The sequence below is a fragment of the Brucella pituitosa genome (genome assembly GCF_965577835.1).
GTDB lineage: Bacteria > Pseudomonadota > Alphaproteobacteria > Rhizobiales > Rhizobiaceae > Brucella > Brucella pituitosa.
Genome location: NZ_OZ264092.1, coordinates 165,862 through 181,236, shown reverse-complemented (window position 1 = coordinate 181,236; position 15,375 = coordinate 165,862). Strand labels below are relative to the sequence as shown.

Here is a 15,375-nt window from a genome sequence, read left to right as displayed (position 1 = left end):
AATGGCATTGCGTTTGTCCTGGACCGTCGAATCGAGCTCTGTCTAATTGGATTAGATCGGTGCTCTAAACCCTTTTATTTGAACCATAATCTTACCGACCCTCATTTCACTCCGGCCGGATTACGCTCTAAGATCGGAGTAATAACCGCGTGGCGGGAGCGCGGCGCTGATACGTGATAAAAAAAAGCAGTCCGGTTCATCCCGAACTGCCTTCAATGATCTGAAATTTCGACACTTACAGCGAAGATATAGTCCAGCTGACAATGTCGCTTGCAGTGCGTTCGAATGCAGCATCGAGAGCTTTTACGTAACCGCTATTGGTCGTGCCTGAAACGGGAACTGTTGAACGGAAGATGCGTGTTGCGCGTACCTCGCCGTTCTTGTCGTTCATAAGCCTGACGGCTATTTCGATGACGGCTGCCCTCTGTGCGCCATAGGTTTGGATACTGAACACCCGAAGATCAGTCAGTATCTGGTAATTGATAGCGAGGCCATCGCCAGGTCGCCCTACACCGCCAAAGACGCCGGTGTTTTCAAAAGCCTGCACGAGACGCGACTGAACGAGGTTCGGCAGTCTGTCGCCCCATTGCGCGCCCTTGAGATACTCAATCGCACCGGGTGCCGTGTTGACGACAATGTTCTCGCTATCCAGCGCTTTCAACGCGCTTGGTGCAGGAACCAGAATCTGAAGGTTCTTGCGGCTCGCGGATGCAGATTTCGACAATTGCGGCGCTGACAGGCTGAAGGTATCGAGCGGCGTTGTCGTTCCGCATCCTGCCAACAAGGTTGCAAGCAGAAGGGGCGCAGTAACATTCCGGATCAAATTGCGAGGGGATTTTGTCACGACAGAACCTGTAATGGACATTAATGACGCGTCCTTCCGTTATACTGCGGAACACTACCGGGGCCACCAAACAGCAAACGCTGAGGGTTGCGTTCGAGGTCAGTCACAGCCTGTTCTACACGCTGCACAGCGCGGCGGCTATCACCAATCAGTGCCTGAACATCGCTCAGGCCCTGTCCCGAAAAACGCTCAAGGTTGCTGGCGATTGGTGTGATACGCTTATCCAGATTGCTCGACAGCTGGCGAATGGATTCAAGTGTCGCCTTGGCCTGTGCTACCACACCGTCTTTATCATCGCTGGAGAGCAGCTGGTCTGCTTTTGCAATAACGCTTTCAACACGTGAGGAGGCAGCATTGAGGCGCGCCATCATTTGTTGTGCATCAGAAACAATCTTGTTGATGTTTGCGGCGTTCGAACCAAGTTCGTCAATCACGTCAGCATTTTTGGCAAGTGCATCTGTGAAGGTCTTGGTGTTGTTGATCGTATCAGTCAAAGGACCACGTGCGTCCTTGGCAAAGCCTTCCAGCTCACCAAGCACGGAGTTTGCCCGGGCAAAGATATCCTGTGCCGTTGCCAGCAGGTTGTTCACGGCAGAAGGGTCAGCATCTATTCGGGCGACCGTATCTTCTTTCGCTGCTTCGGTAAGAAGATTGGGCTCGTCAAGGCGACCACCTTTCAGCTCAACATAGGCCTGACCTGTCAAACCCTGAAAGCCCAGCGTAGCCTCGGTTGAGCGCGTAATCGGGGTGGTTGCGTTTACGCGCGTTTTAACGATCACCATTCCTGGATTGGTTTCGTCGAGATGCAGATAGCGGACATCGCCGACCTTGATACCATTAAACAAGACCTGACTACCAATACCCAGACCTGTAACTGATCCAGGTATGCGCACGTCGAGCTCAACTGAATCCCGCGCTTCACCGAAACGAGCTATCCAGTACACGAAACCGAAAGCCAGCAGGCTGACGATTAGCGTGAAAACTCCTACCAGTACGTAATTGGCCTTCGTTTCCATATCTTATCCAGTCTGCAAGCGGCTGCCGGGCCGCCGTCTGCTCGGCGCTGATGTGTCAATCTGACGTGCGCGCTTTCCTCGAAAATAGGATTTTACCCATGGATCGTCTACAGTCAGCATGTCTTCAATGGAACCACTAACCAAAACTTTTTTGTTCCCCAGAACAGCGATGCGATCACAAATCGCAAAGAGACTGTCGAGGTCGTGCGTCACCATGTAAACAGTGAGCCCCATCGTATCGCGGAGATTGGCAATCAGTTCATCGAAGTCCGCAGCACCGATTGGATCAAGACCCGATGTCGGCTCATCGAGAAAAACAATATCTGGATCGAGTGCCAGCGCACGCGCCAATGCGGCACGCTTGATCATACCGCCTGAAAGCTCAGACGGGAATTTTTCGGCCGTATCCGGCTTTAATCCGACCAGATCAATTTTCAGACGCGCCAGTTCGTCCATGAGCTTTGGCGACAGGTCGAGATATTCGCGCATTGGAACCTGAATATTCTCAAGCACATTGAGGGCAGAAAACAGCGCACCATGCTGAAACAGCACGCCCATGCGCATATCGATTGCCATCTTCTCGATTTCAGTCAGCTTATCGATATTACGCCCTAATATCTCGATCTCGCCCGACTGCTTTTTATTCAGCCCCAGGATGGTCCGCATCAGCACAGACTTACCTGCGCCTGACGGGCCGATGAAGCCAAGAACTTCACCCTTGTAGATATCGAGCGACAGATTATCGAGCACAGGAGCACGCCCGCCGAAACCAACGGTAACATCCCGCACCGAAATGATCGGCACAGGCGCATCGCTGTTCTCTGCGTCCTGCAATTCCTGCTGAATATCGATGTTATTCTCCATATGTATTCTTTAACCGAGCTTGCGATTCGACTGAACCGCTCGGGACCGCGCTAATTCGGATTTGTTCGCGACTGTGTCCGAAAGACCCCATAAAACTTTGGATCCAAGGGGTTAGAAGTCAATGGCTGCATAGAACATGGCAAACATGCCGTCGACGACGATCACAACGAAGATCGCCTTCACCACCGAAGCAGTCACTCGGCGGCCAAGTGATTCTGCACTACCACCGACTTTCATGCCTTCAACCGAAGCAAGAATGCCGATGATCATTGCCATGAAAGGCGCTTTGATGAGGCCAGCAAAATAGGTGTTGAGCGCCACAGCGTCATGCAGACGGCTGATGAAAGCCTCTGGCGAAATATTCGAATAAAACCAAGCGACGGCTGCAGCGCCAATCAAAGCGGACAAGTCTGCGATGATGGTCAGAAGCGGTAGAATCACGACCAGGGCGACAAGCCGCGGAAAAACAAGAACGCCAACCGGATTAAGCCCGATAACGGTAAGCGCATCAGTTTCCTCGCGCATTTTCATCGAGCCAATTTCAGCCGTGATCGCACTGCCCGATCGACCCGCAATCATAATGGCTGTCAAAAGAACACCGAGTTCGCGCAGAACCAGAATGCCGACTAGATCTACGACAAAAATTTCAGCCCCGAAGTAGCGAAGCTGGAACGCGCCTTGCTGCGCAATAATGGCACCTACAATCGTTGACATGAGGATGATGATCGGGATTGCGCCCACACCCATCCGGTCCATCTGCTTGACGATTGCTGGAATTGGGATCCCGGTTCCGCGCCCCGCTTTCAACTGAGCGCCGCGAATAGTAGCGCCCAGAATGTGCATCGCCATCAGGAAGTCTTCGTAGATCGAGGTCACGCCCCGCCCGATAGCATCCAGCATGGATATGATAAAAAATGGCTTCTTTGTCTGCGGTACATCCAAAGTGCGCACGACAGAATTGCCAACCTCTTCCATAAGAGGAAGCCAGGCCGGTTTAACGCCTTCAAGACGAACATCTATCTCTTGAGACAACAGCTTTTGGCGCAGCCGTTCAATCAGCCATGCACCGGCAGTATCAAGTCCTGCCACGTCCGTCGCATCGATGATGACGGCTTGCGAACCACCGACCTTTTCAAGCTCACGCATCTTCTTATCGACAATGCTGACGCTTTGCGAAATCCAACGTCCACTCAAGCTGATGAGACGTGCGCCATCATGCTCGGCCAAATCAATCTTTGGCGCGACATTGGCGGCAGCACTTGCTTTGTCGGCAGCGTCGGTCAACATGGCCTAACCTCTTATACGAGTCGTTACACGACCGAAATACTGCGTCCTAAAAGGCATAGCCATGCACAATAGCTTGAAAATCATTCATGAACGCTATCCCATCGCTGGGAAATTCACAATCTCTCGTGGTTCCAAGACAGAAGCCGTGGTGGTTGTTTGCGAGATTGGCCGGGACGGCCGGTTGGGGCGTGGTGAATGTGTTCCTTATGCCCGTTACGGCGAATCGATAGAAAGCGTGAGTGAACAGGTTGAATCCGTTCGCAACGCTATTGAAAACGGTGCCACACGTCAGGATATCCAGACAATCATGCCAGCAGGTGCCGCACGCAACGCCGTGGATTGTGCGCTATGGGATCTGGAAGCAAAGCTGTCCGGCAAAAGCGTTGCTGATATGCTAGGGACGCCCACGCGAGCAGTTGAGACAGCAATTACGGTGTCGCTCGGCACGCCTGAGGAAATGGCGGTTTCCACAGCAAAAGTCGCACATTACCCGCTGATCAAGGTAAAGATGGGTGGTGAAAACGATATCGAGCGTATCCATGCCGTTGCGAATGCCGCCCCGAACAGCCGTATTATCATCGATGCAAACGAAGGCTGGACGGATGATAACATCGAAGAAAACATGGCAGCGGCGGCCAAAGCTGGCGTGGTTCTGATCGAGCAGCCCCTGCCCGCTGGAAAAGACGACATTCTAAGCCGCATCACCCGTCCGGTGATTATCTGTGCTGATGAGAGCGTACACACATCGGAGGGTCTCGAAGACCTCGCAAAGCGCTACGATGCCGTGAATATCAAGCTGGATAAGGCTGGAGGGCTGACTGAAGGACTGGTCATGCGAGAGAAAGCGATTTCGCTTGGCTTGCAGGTCATGGTCGGTTGCATGGTTGGCACATCGCTGGGGATGGCGCCTGCCGTGTTACTCGCACAAAAAGCCAATGTGGTTGACCTTGATGGTCCACTGCTTCTGGCACAGGATCGCGTCCCCGGCCTTCATTATGATGGTGCTTTGGTTTATCCGCCTGAAGCGACCGTCTGGGGCTGATTGTCTGCCCTGTTTATTGACTGTGCGACACTCTTTGTTGACGAGAGTACGTTTTCGAGAATGTCTGCACAGGCTTTCCACGTAAAAGGTTTAAGCACTTCGGCGGGGTCAAAGCTTGGCATCTCGAGTGCTTTCAGACATGCCTGGTGCAGATCATCAGAAAGAATGCCAGCCCCGGTGGCACCTATAACGTCGGCAGAACCTGGTACGGGAAATGCCGCAACCGGCAGGCCGGATGAAATGGCCTCGAGCAGAACCAGACCAAATGTATCCGTTCTGCTTGGAAATACGAAAACATCTGCCGACGCATAGACGCGCGCCAGATCTTTTCCCTCCTTCTTGCCGACAAACACAGTCTTCGGAAAACGAGATTTAAGGTCATCCAAAGCTGGACCGTCCCCGACGATCAGCTTCGTTCCGGGCAGCTCAAGTTCCAGAAACGCTGGCAGGTTCTTTTCGGTTGCCACACGGCCCACACATATAAAGACTGGCTGAGGCAATTCTCTCGCCACATCATCACGCGGATGAAACAGTGTGCGGTCAACGCCTCTCGTCCAGAGTTCCAGCCCGGTAAAGCCGCGACCCTGCAAATCGTCCAAAATCGATTGGGTCGGGACCAGTGTGTGCGACGCTGCATTATGGAAACGACGCAGAAACGCATAGGTCCACTTTGGCGGAATGGGAAAACGATCCTGAAGATATTCAGGAAACCGGGTATGGAAGCTTGTCGTAAAGCTCCACCCCATCTTGATGCAGGCACGTCGCGCCATAAAGCCGAGCGGGCCTTCTGTTGCGATGTGCACATAATCAGGGTTTAACCGCGCCAGCTTTCGCCGAAAGGCGGACGGTGCTGTCAACGCCAGACGAATTTCCGGATAGGTTGGGCATGGAACCGAACGGTAATCCTGTGGCGAGATGACAATAACCTCATAACCGCGTTCGGTCATCAGTTCACAGCATTTCGCCAGCGTTCTTACAACGCCATTCACTTGGGGATGCCAGGCGTCGGTGACGATGACCAGTTTCTTCATCGGCTTCCGTTCACTGCTTTGCGTGCTGCTCGCGGAAGTCTGATTATTCTGCCACTGGAATTGCCTTCCTGCACGACAGGAAGCGATGGCCGCTGACTAAGGCGCTCTGTCCACTCCAGCAACTCCATACGACCATCGAAATGCTCAACAACTGCTGTGCAGCTTTCGACCCAATCGCCCGTATTGATATATTCAACACCATTCATCTTCTCGATGGTTGCGTGATGAATATGACCGCAGATCACACCATCAACACCGATGCGCTGTGCTTCTTCCGAAACAACGTCTTCGAAATTGCCAATGAAATTGACTGCTTTTTTAACGCGAAACTTGGCCCAGGCCGAGAATGACCAATATCGCAATCCGAACATGGCACGGACACGGCTCATCACTGTGTTGATCCAGATTGCCGTATCGTAAGCCCAATCACCGAGATAAGCGATGAAGCGTGCATTGCGCACCACCACGTCAAACTGATCACCGTGGATAACAAGAAACTTACGACCGTCTGCAGTTTCATGGATGGCGCGGTTCATGACTTCAATGCCACCAAAATGCGTGCCTTGAAAGTTTCGCAGGAACTCGTCGTGATTGCCGGCAATATAGATGATAGTTGCGCCTTTGCGGCTTTTGCGCAGAAGCTTCTGAACGACGTCGTTGTGTTCTTGCGGCCAATGCCAGTTGCGTCGCAGACGCCAGCCATCAACGATGTCGCCAACCAGATAAATAGTCTCAGCCTCATGGCAGCGCAGAAAATCCAGCAAAAGTTCGGCTTGAGCTGCTTTAGAGCCGAGGTGCACATCCGAGATAAACAAAGTGCGGAATTGCTTTGGCTCGATCTGTTCTTCGCTCATTTGGTTGTCCTTCTGTTGGCAACCTTGGGAAAACCCGGATTTGAGCGCAGAAAACCCGATTCATGTCACAAACATATGACGACGAAAAAAGAGGCGCGAAACCGGAGGTTCCGCGCCTTTTGGGAAGGTAGAAAGAAACTACGAGCCATCCATATCAATCAGTGACGTTAGCTATTTCTCACCTTTATTTTAACTTACCAGTTCCAGTTTTGGACCGATGTAATTCGACTTCGGTCGAATGAGTTTATTTTCCTTTATCTGCTCACGACAATGCGCGGCCCAGCCCATTGCCCGTCCCATAGCAAATACGCAGGTAAAAGCCCCTCGCGGGAAATCCAGCTGTTCGAGAAGAAGGGCCGTGTAGAATTCGACATTGGTTGCAAGTGAACGATCTGGCTTATGGCTTGCCAATGCAGAAATTGCTGCGGCCTCAACAGCTTCGGCCAACATCAACCGGCTTTCGTCCTTACGCTTATTCTCCAGAACGCGCAAAAGAGCGGCTTTAATAGCGTCGGCACGCGGATCACTGACCTGATAAACGCGATGGCCAAACCCCATCAGCCGTTCGCCTCTGGCTATCGCATCTTCCAGCCATTGCTTAGCGTTTTCCACATTGCCAATAGCGTCCAGCATGTCGAGGACAGGAGCAGGAGCGCCGCCATGCAGTGGCCCTTTCAATGCGCCAATGGCGGCCAGAATTGAAGATGTCATTCCGGCTTGGGTCGACGCTACGACGCGTGCAGCAAAGGTGGACGCATTCAAGCCATGGTCCGAAACTGAGACGAGATAACTATCCAAAGCTTGAACATCGTATTCTTCAGGCATCCGAACATTCGCCATACGCAGAATATCAACGCTATGCGGAAGCGATGGATCAGGCGAAACCATCTGCCTGCCGCGCTTTGCACGCATGATAGCTGGCGTAAAAACCGCAGGCGCAGCCACCATATATAAAGCCGCCGTGAGATCATCACCATCCGGGATTCTCGCTATAAGCGCCCGAACCGCTTCTATTGGCTGTAAATCCAGAAGCTCATCATCAATTGCGTCCGTATGATGAAAGATTTGAACGCGTGCTTCGCCCAATGCACGCTGAAGCTCAGCCCCCTTGGGAAAATCATCAAAAAAGCCATCCCACAATAATTCGATACAATCCTCAACACGAGTGTGAGGAACAAGACTATCGAGAGACCGTCCACGAATTATAAGTTTTCCCAAAAGACCATCAACATCTGACAAAATAGTGTCAGCTGCGACCACATCTTCAAGACCGGCGCTCATGGCATATATCCTTAGCCTGTTTACTGAATTTCACTAAGTATAATCCTCAAAAAATTGAGCGAAATAGTTCAATCTAGTTAGCTATTAAAGTATAGCCTTATATAAGAATTCTGATATTGGAACTGACCGTCGTGCGCCCTTTGATGTTTAGACACAAGGAATGTTTATCGCAAAATAATGCCCACTACCGTATAGAGGACGCAAAAACACTCGGAACAGGTGGACATTTCCGCGCGTCAACCAAAATCCGGTTGATTGGTAGGAGCGCTTGGTGGCATGTCTACCGCCATAAAAGAAGCAGTTTCATTTGTAATACCCTGCGGCTGCGGAATAACTGCTTCTTGAAATCGAGCCTATAGTGATTTGATAGTTTGAGATAAGAACGATAATGGCTCAAAAGACGCAAATTTGCGTCACTGCGCGGTTCCCTCTCCCGGCTGCGCGTATGAACCGGAAAGCGATGCGATAATGACCAACAAAAAGACCCCCTCCACTTCCACGCGTTCAGATTTTGACGAAGCGGCACTGTTTTTCCACCGCTATCCAAAGCCCGGTAAGCTGGAAATTCAGGCCACCAAGCCGCTTGGCAATCAGCGCGATCTTGCGCTTGCCTACTCGCCTGGCGTCGCGGCCCCTTGCCTGGCAATCCATGAAGATCCTGCCGCTGCTGCCGAATATACGGCGCGCGGCAATCTGGTAGCAGTCGTTTCCAACGGTACAGCCGTTCTCGGTCTCGGCAATATCGGCGCGCTCGCATCCAAGCCCGTAATGGAGGGCAAGGCTGTCCTCTTTAAGAAATTTGCTGATATCGATGTTTTCGATATCGAAATCGACGCTCACGAAATCGAACGAATTGTGGACGTGGTTTCTGCTCTGGAGCCGACCTTTGGCGGCATCAATCTCGAAGACATCAAGGCACCTGAGTGCTTCGAAGTTGAAGAGCAGCTCCGCGCCAAAATGAATATCCCGGTTTTCCATGACGATCAGCACGGAACGGCGATCATCGTCGCTGCGGCAGTGCTTAATGGTCTGGAACTTGCCGGCAAAAAGATCGAAGACGCAAAGATAGTAACGTCAGGTGCCGGTGCAGCAGCACTCGCCTGTCTTAATCTCCTCGTCAATCTCGGTGCCAAGCGCGAAAATATCTGGGTCTGTGATCTCGAAGGTGTGGTCTATGAAGGCCGTAACACCCTTATGGATCGTTGGAAGGAAATTTATGCGCAGAAGACTGACGCGCGCGTACTCGCCGATGTCATTGGCGGCGCCGACGTCTTCCTTGGACTGTCAGCAGCGGGCGTTCTCAAGCCTGAACTGCTCAAGCAGATGGCAGACAAGCCGCTTATCATGGCGCTTGCAAACCCAAATCCGGAAATCATGCCGGAAGCCGCTCGTGAAGCACGTGCTGATGCCATGATTTGTACCGGACGGTCGGATTATCCGAACCAGGTCAACAATGTTCTCTGCTTCCCATATATTTTCCGTGGCGCGCTTGATGTCGGTGCGACGGCGATCAACGAAGAAATGAAGCTTGCAGCGGTTCGTGCCATTGCAGCACTTGCACGCGAAGAACCTTCAGACGTAGCCGCCCGCGCCTATTCAGGCGACACACCGACTTTCGGACCGGACCACATTATCCCGTCGCCTTTTGATCAGCGTTTGATCCTGCGCATTGCTCCTGCGGTCGCTAAGGCTGCGATGGAAAGCGGTGTTGCGACGCGTCCAATCGACGATTGGGAAGCCTATATGGACAGGCTGAACCGCTTTGTTTTCCGCTCCGGCCTCATTATGAAACCGGTCTTCGCTGCAGCGCGCGCGCAGAGCAAACCAATGCGCGTAATTTATGCTGATGGTGAAGACGAGCGCGTATTGCGTGCCGCACAGGTGGTAATCGAAGAACGCATCGCACTGCCAATCCTGGTCGGTCGTCCGCATGTTATCGAAACACGCCTTCAGCGCTACGGATTGAAGATTCGTCCGGGCAAGGATTTTGATCTTATCAATCCGGAGGATGATCCACGCTACCGCGACTATGTCGATCTTTATTTGTCCTACACCGGTCGTCAGGGCGTAACGCCTGAGGCTGCACGCACAATCGTTCGTACCAATTCAACCGCTATTGCAGCGCTTGCTGTCATGCGTGATGAAGCTGAAGCTATGATCTGCGGTCTGGAAGGACGTTTTGAACGCCATATGCGCGTTGTGAAGCAAATTATCGGCAAGCTGCCGGGCATCAGCGATTACTCAGCACTTAGCCTGCTTATTTCGCAGCGCGGCGCTCTATTTCTCACTGACACTTATGTCAGCGTTGAACCGGAAGCTGAAGAAATTGCGGAAATGGCAATTTTGGCGGCAAAAGAAATCAGCCGCTTCGGCATTGAACCCAAAGCAGCCCTCGTTTCGCATTCGAACTTTGGTTCGAAAGAGTCGGCAAGCGCCGAGAAAATGCGCCGGGCGGCAGCAATCCTTGCTGAGAAGGCACCAGAACTGGAATCGGACGGCGAAATGCATGGTGATTCAGCGCTGTCACAGGCTCTGCGTGATCGTGTGTTCCCGAATTCCCGTCTCAAGGGCGAAGCCAATCTTCTGGTTTTCCCTAATCTCGATGCGGCGAATATTACGCTGAACGTCGTCAAGACTGTTACCGATGCACTGCATGTCGGGCCCATCTTGCTTGGTGCGGCGCGCCCTGCCCATATCCTTACACCATCGGTTACATCGCGCGGTGTGGTTAACATGACTGCACTTGCGGTTGTTGAAGCACTTCAGCGCTCCGGCGAAGTAAAAAGACAGGGCTAAATAAGCTATTGCTTTAATATAAATAATACGCTTTAATAAAAAACGCCAAGTATGATTAATCATACTTGGCGTTTATGCTTTTTTAATCGCAATAAACGACAATCGACACATACGAACAACAGAACGGGCTTGTTCTATGATGATTGCTTATAAGATTTTTTTTCGTGTATCTTCTTGGGCGGCGCTGATGGCGACCGCAGTGTTGGTTGCTGGCTGCACGACAACACAACCAATACAGCAATGTACTCCAAAAGAAAAAGCACGTTTAACGAGTAATCTCGCTTCTGCAAAATTAAAGCTTGATCGCAATAAAGCAGAACTTTCGCGAACTCGCACCGAGATGGCTAAACTGAGCTGTATTGGAATTTCTGCAAGTAAATCTTCTGGTTGCTCGCGTCTTAAGTCAAGAGCGGACAAGCTTCAATCAGAGATCAGGACACTAGAGAGCCAGCTTTCTGAGCTGAATGCTACAATTGCAGGTAGGTCTCATGCTGGCAGGTTTGTGCAGGCATGTTCCGCAAACTGGATGCCAGCTCGGAAGATGCAAAAGGCTGCACCAAAGAAATCATCAGCGAGCAAGGTATCGAAACAAGGTCAAGCCAAAGTCGCGAACGCAGTGAGCGAGCCGGTTGAAGATTTCGTTGTGCCGGCATATGAAACGCCCGAAACGGGTTATGCGCCCACGGCTCTACCAAAGGTGCAACCAACCGCTTATGTCGCTCCGGCAGCAGCTACACCGCCGACGGAGCGAACTTATACGGAAAGTTCGAAAGTCAGAGTAGTCGGCTCTTCGTTCTATCCGGACCAATCAAAACCAGTAGGTCCGCAAGCTCCGGACCATGCGCCTGCCCCGTAAGTGCTAAGCGCAAGGGCATGAACAGTGTCTTACCCTTGCGTCCCGTTGCTGCTTTGACAGCATCGGTCCAGATCTTCCAGGTCTGTTTGTCCCAAGGCTCAGTCGGCAGCATCGTGGATGATTCACGTACGAAGGCACGATCCTCTTCGGATAGCTCAGGATTTTCAGGTAAATCAGCATTGATGATCTGCCACCAATGAGCAGCATCATTAAATCGTTCAAGATTGCCGCGTACAGTCAACCAGAACTGCTCTGCATTCTCACCATGAATGCCCAACGCTTCGAGACGACTTGTTGCCTTCTCATAAGGCATCTCGTGTAATAGCGCCCGATTGAGCGTATCAAGCTCAGCCGGATCGAATTTTGCCGATGACTTAGAAATGGAAGCAAGGTCAAAGCGGTCTGCAAGCGCATCCATATCTGTAGCAGCAGAAACCGACTCGGAAGTGCCGATAAGCACGGCGAGAGACGCAACAGACATTGGCTCATATCCACTGTCGCGCAGCGAGCCGATCGATAGTGCACCGGAGCGCTTGGAAAGGCCCTCGCCCGAAACCGTTGTCAGAAGATTATGATGCCCAAACACAGGCGATTTAGCGCCGAGTGCGTTGAAGATCGCAATCTGGACACCTGTATTGGTGACGTGATCATCACCACGAATGATATGCGTGACGCCCAGATCAATATCGTCAACAACCGATGGCAGCGTATAGAGATAAGTACCGTCTTCACGAACAAGAACAGGGTCTGACATCGATGCAAGATCGACCGTCTGTGGACCGCGAACCAGATCGTCCCAATGGACTTCTGTGCGCGTTGTTACGAACGGGTCGCTCTCGAAATTAGGCAGAAGAAAACGCCAGTGCGGTTTATGTCCTTCTGCTTCAAAAGATGCCTTTTCTTCATCAGTGAGCTTCAGCGCTTCCCGACCATAAACAGGTGGAAGACGGCGAGCTAATCGCAGCCGGCGACGGCGTTCCAATTCATCTGCTGTTTCATAGCAGGCATAGAGCAACCCCGCCTGCTTCAGCTTCTCGACAGCCTTCGCATAAACGTCAAAACGCTTTGACTGGTATTCAATGCGGTCAGGCTTCACGCCGAGCCATTCGAGGTCAACCGCAATAGCGTCAGCATATTCCTGCTTGGAACGTTCGACGTCGGTATCGTCGTAACGCAGAATAAAACTGCCGTTATTCTTTTTGGCGTAAAGCCAGTTCGAGAGTGCGGTACGCGTGTTACCAATATGAATATAGCCCGTCGGAGACGGTGCAAAACGAACGGTTACGGTCATTATAAAATCTTTCAGCGGTCGCGGAAGCGGTTCGTTATTGGATAACGACGATCACGTCCGAAATTCTTCTTGGTAATTTTTACACCTGGCGCAGATTGCCGGCGCTTGTATTCGGCCAGATTGAGCAGATGTTCGATGCGTTGCACCGTTTCAAGCGCATGACCGCGTGCGACAATCTCTGCGTTACTCATTTCATTTTCAACGAGGCATTCGAGAATGTCGTCCAGCACCGGATAAGGCGGCAGACTGTCCTGATCGGTCTGATTTTCGCGCAATTCTGCGGATGGTGCCTTCGAAATGATGTTCTGCGGGATCACTTCGCCATCAGGACCAAAGCTGCCAACCGGAACATGGCTGTTCCGCCACTCAGACAGCGCATAGACCTGCATCTTATAGACGTCCTTGATGGGGTTGAAGCCGCCATTCATGTCGCCATAAAGCGTTGCATAGCCGACAGACATTTCCGACTTGTTGCCCGTGGTCACAACCATTGAGCCAAACTTGTTGGAGATAGCCATAAGAATGGTGCCGCGCGCGCGGCTTTGCAGGTTTTCTTCGGTTACGCCGCTTTCCGTACCTTCAAACAAAGGCTTGAGTGCAGACAAAAAGCCTTCGACAGGTTCCGCAATCGGCACAATGTCGTAACGCACGCCGAGCGCCTTGGCGCAATCAGCCGCATCTTTCAGCGACTCATCCGACGTATAGCGATATGGCAGCATCACGCAGCGCACGCGATCCTTGCCCAATGCATCGACGCCCAGCGCAGCGCAAATTGCCGAGTCAATACCGCCCGATAGGCCTAGAACGACGTCTTTAAAGCCATTTTTGTTCACATAATCGCGCAGGCCCAACATACAGGCCGCGTAATCAGCTTCGAGACCTTCGGGCAGTTTTGCTTTTTCAGTATCTTCACAGCGCCATCCGTCGCCATCCCGCTTCCAGACGGTCAGTGCGATTTTCTCTGCAAATTGCGGCATCTGCAGGCAAAGGCTCTTGTCTGTATTGAACGCAAACGAACCACCATCGAAGACCAGCTCGTCCTGTCCACCCATCTGGTTGGCATAGAGAACAGGCAATTCAGTTTCGATAACCTGCTTCAGCACAACCTGATAACGGCGCTCGATCTTGGCGCGATGATAAGGCGAGCCATTAGGCACCAGCAGGAATTCTGCACCACTTTCGGCCAGCGTTTCCGCAACACCCAGATCACCCCAGATGTCCTCACAAATCGGAATACCAATGCGCACGCCACGAAAATTGACTGGGCCAGGCATTGGGCCGGGCTGGAAAACGCGCTTTTCATCAAACTCGCCGTAGTTCGGCAAGTCGACCTTGAACCGTTCGGCAATGATTTCGCCACCGTCGAGAACGGCGATTGAATTGTGCAAGCCGCTATCGCGCTGCAATGGCGTACCGATAATAACGCCGGGGCCGCCATCGACTGTGTCTCTGGCAAGCTCTTTCACTGCCTTTTCACAGGCTGCGACAAAGGCTGTCTTCAGAACCAGATCCTCAGGCGGATAGCCTGCAATGAACAGTTCGGTAAACATTACAAGGTCGGCATTTAATTCGGCAGCTTCTGCGCGTGCTGCACGTGCCTTGGCAAGATTTCCGGCAATGTCGCCCATAACAGGGTTGAGCTGTGCAACGGCAATACGAAGCATATCGAGATTCTCGCTAGCGCTGATCATGCCCAAGCTTTAACGCGCTTGTGCAATTAATTGCAACGGATGGTGTTGAAGAACAGTCGTTCTTTGTCAGATCATATAGGTCGTGAAGAGGATATAAATCCATACTGCAGCGACAAAAATGATAGAGATCAGCACAGCAAGCGAACCGCAATCCTTGGCGATCTGAATTTCTTTATGAAAATCGCGAGAAACCGCGTCGCAGGTCGCTTCAATGCTGGTGTTGAGCACTTCAACCAGAATGAGAAACAGGATCGCCCCTGTCATCATCAGGAATGTAAGCCAGCTCGGCGCAATGAAAAAAGCAACAGGAAGTGACAACAGAAACAGCACCAGCTCCTGCTGAACTGCCTTTTCGTGTTTGGCCAGATGCCTGAGAGCACGCATGGAGTTGAGAAACGCCAGCAAAATTCGCTTCATCGATGCCCCCTAAGAGTTTTCGTGAAAATCAATAAGCGAGTTCAGCTTAAATGCAACAGGGCGGAGAATGAATTCTCCGCCCTGTTCAATTGAAGTGGCTTTACC

13 protein-coding genes are annotated in these 15,375 nt (G+C 51.9%); 3 read left to right on the top strand and 10 right to left on the bottom strand.

Features of this window, described 5'->3' with window-relative positions; genetic code table 11:
• Positions 1–235: 235 nt before the first annotated feature.
• The 4 genes from ACSME1_RS00880 to ACSME1_RS00865 all read right to left on the bottom strand — a co-directional run bounded on the left by ACSME1_RS00880 (position 236) and on the right by ACSME1_RS00865 (position 4,011).
• Positions 236–865 (bottom strand): ABC-type transport auxiliary lipoprotein family protein, encoded by a 630-nt coding sequence (locus ACSME1_RS00880; protein WP_024898711.1) that lies wholly within the window; start codon positions 863–865, stop codon positions 236–238.
• Positions 865–1,860: an MlaD family protein gene (locus tag ACSME1_RS00875; protein ID WP_024898712.1), complete on the bottom strand. Its 996-nt coding sequence runs from the start codon at positions 1,858–1,860 to the stop codon at positions 865–867. The genes ACSME1_RS00880 and ACSME1_RS00875 overlap by 1 nt, the downstream gene beginning before the upstream one ends.
• 3 nt (positions 1,861–1,863) lie before the next feature.
• Positions 1,864–2,724: an ABC transporter ATP-binding protein gene (locus ACSME1_RS00870; RefSeq protein WP_036567651.1), complete on the bottom strand. Its 861-nt coding sequence runs from the start codon at positions 2,722–2,724 to the stop codon at positions 1,864–1,866.
• 111 nt (positions 2,725–2,835) lie between these two features.
• On the bottom strand, positions 2,836–4,011 hold the full coding sequence (locus ACSME1_RS00865; protein WP_024898714.1) for an ABC transporter permease: 1,176 nt from the start codon (positions 4,009–4,011) through the stop codon (positions 2,836–2,838).
• Between the two features lie 61 nt (positions 4,012–4,072).
• On the opposite strand from ACSME1_RS00865, the gene dgcA reads away from it, so the two are divergent.
• Entirely contained in the window at positions 4,073–5,053 is a 981-nt protein-coding gene (gene dgcA / locus ACSME1_RS00860) for an N-acetyl-D-Glu racemase DgcA (RefSeq protein ID WP_024898715.1), read from the top strand.
• Here dgcA and ACSME1_RS00855 read toward each other — a convergent pair.
• The 3 genes from ACSME1_RS00855 to ACSME1_RS00845 form a co-directional block, all read right to left on the bottom strand.
• Positions 5,023–6,084, bottom strand: a complete 1,062-nt coding sequence (locus ACSME1_RS00855) for a glycosyltransferase family 4 protein (RefSeq protein WP_024898716.1) — start codon at positions 6,082–6,084, stop codon at positions 5,023–5,025. The genes dgcA and ACSME1_RS00855 overlap by 31 nt on opposite strands.
• Complete coding sequence (locus ACSME1_RS00850; RefSeq protein ID WP_105705941.1) at positions 6,081–6,938, bottom strand: UDP-2,3-diacylglucosamine diphosphatase; 858 nt, start codon at positions 6,936–6,938, stop codon at positions 6,081–6,083. Before ACSME1_RS00850 ends, ACSME1_RS00855 begins: the two co-directional genes overlap by 4 nt.
• A gap of 189 nt (positions 6,939–7,127) precedes the next feature.
• Positions 7,128–8,219, bottom strand: coding sequence for a citrate synthase/methylcitrate synthase (locus ACSME1_RS00845; protein ID WP_105705943.1), 1,092 nt, complete (start codon positions 8,217–8,219; stop codon positions 7,128–7,130).
• Positions 8,220–8,687: 468 nt separating this feature from the next.
• On the opposite strand from ACSME1_RS00845, the gene ACSME1_RS00840 reads away from it, so the two are divergent.
• Both ACSME1_RS00840 and ACSME1_RS00835 read left to right on the top strand, forming a co-directional pair.
• Complete coding sequence (locus ACSME1_RS00840; protein ID WP_105705945.1) at positions 8,688–11,015, top strand: NADP-dependent malic enzyme; 2,328 nt, start codon at positions 8,688–8,690, stop codon at positions 11,013–11,015.
• A gap of 136 nt (positions 11,016–11,151) precedes the next feature.
• Complete coding sequence (locus ACSME1_RS00835) at positions 11,152–11,871, top strand: hypothetical protein (protein WP_146113555.1); 720 nt, start codon at positions 11,152–11,154, stop codon at positions 11,869–11,871.
• Here the strand turns inward: ACSME1_RS00835 and gltX are convergent.
• From gltX to ACSME1_RS00820, 3 genes are all read right to left on the bottom strand, one after another.
• On the bottom strand, positions 11,789–13,162 hold the full coding sequence (gene gltX / locus ACSME1_RS00830) for a glutamate--tRNA ligase (RefSeq protein WP_105705947.1): 1,374 nt from the start codon (positions 13,160–13,162) through the stop codon (positions 11,789–11,791). The two genes, ACSME1_RS00835 and gltX, sit on opposite strands and share 83 nt — an antisense overlap.
• Positions 13,163–13,173: 11 nt before the next feature.
• Entirely contained in the window at positions 13,174–14,853 is a 1,680-nt protein-coding gene (locus ACSME1_RS00825) for an NAD+ synthase (RefSeq protein ID WP_105705949.1), read from the bottom strand.
• A gap of 66 nt (positions 14,854–14,919) precedes the next feature.
• Positions 14,920–15,270, bottom strand: a complete 351-nt coding sequence (locus ACSME1_RS00820) for a diacylglycerol kinase (protein ID WP_105705950.1) — start codon at positions 15,268–15,270, stop codon at positions 14,920–14,922.
• Between the last annotated feature and the right edge of the window lie 105 nt (positions 15,271–15,375).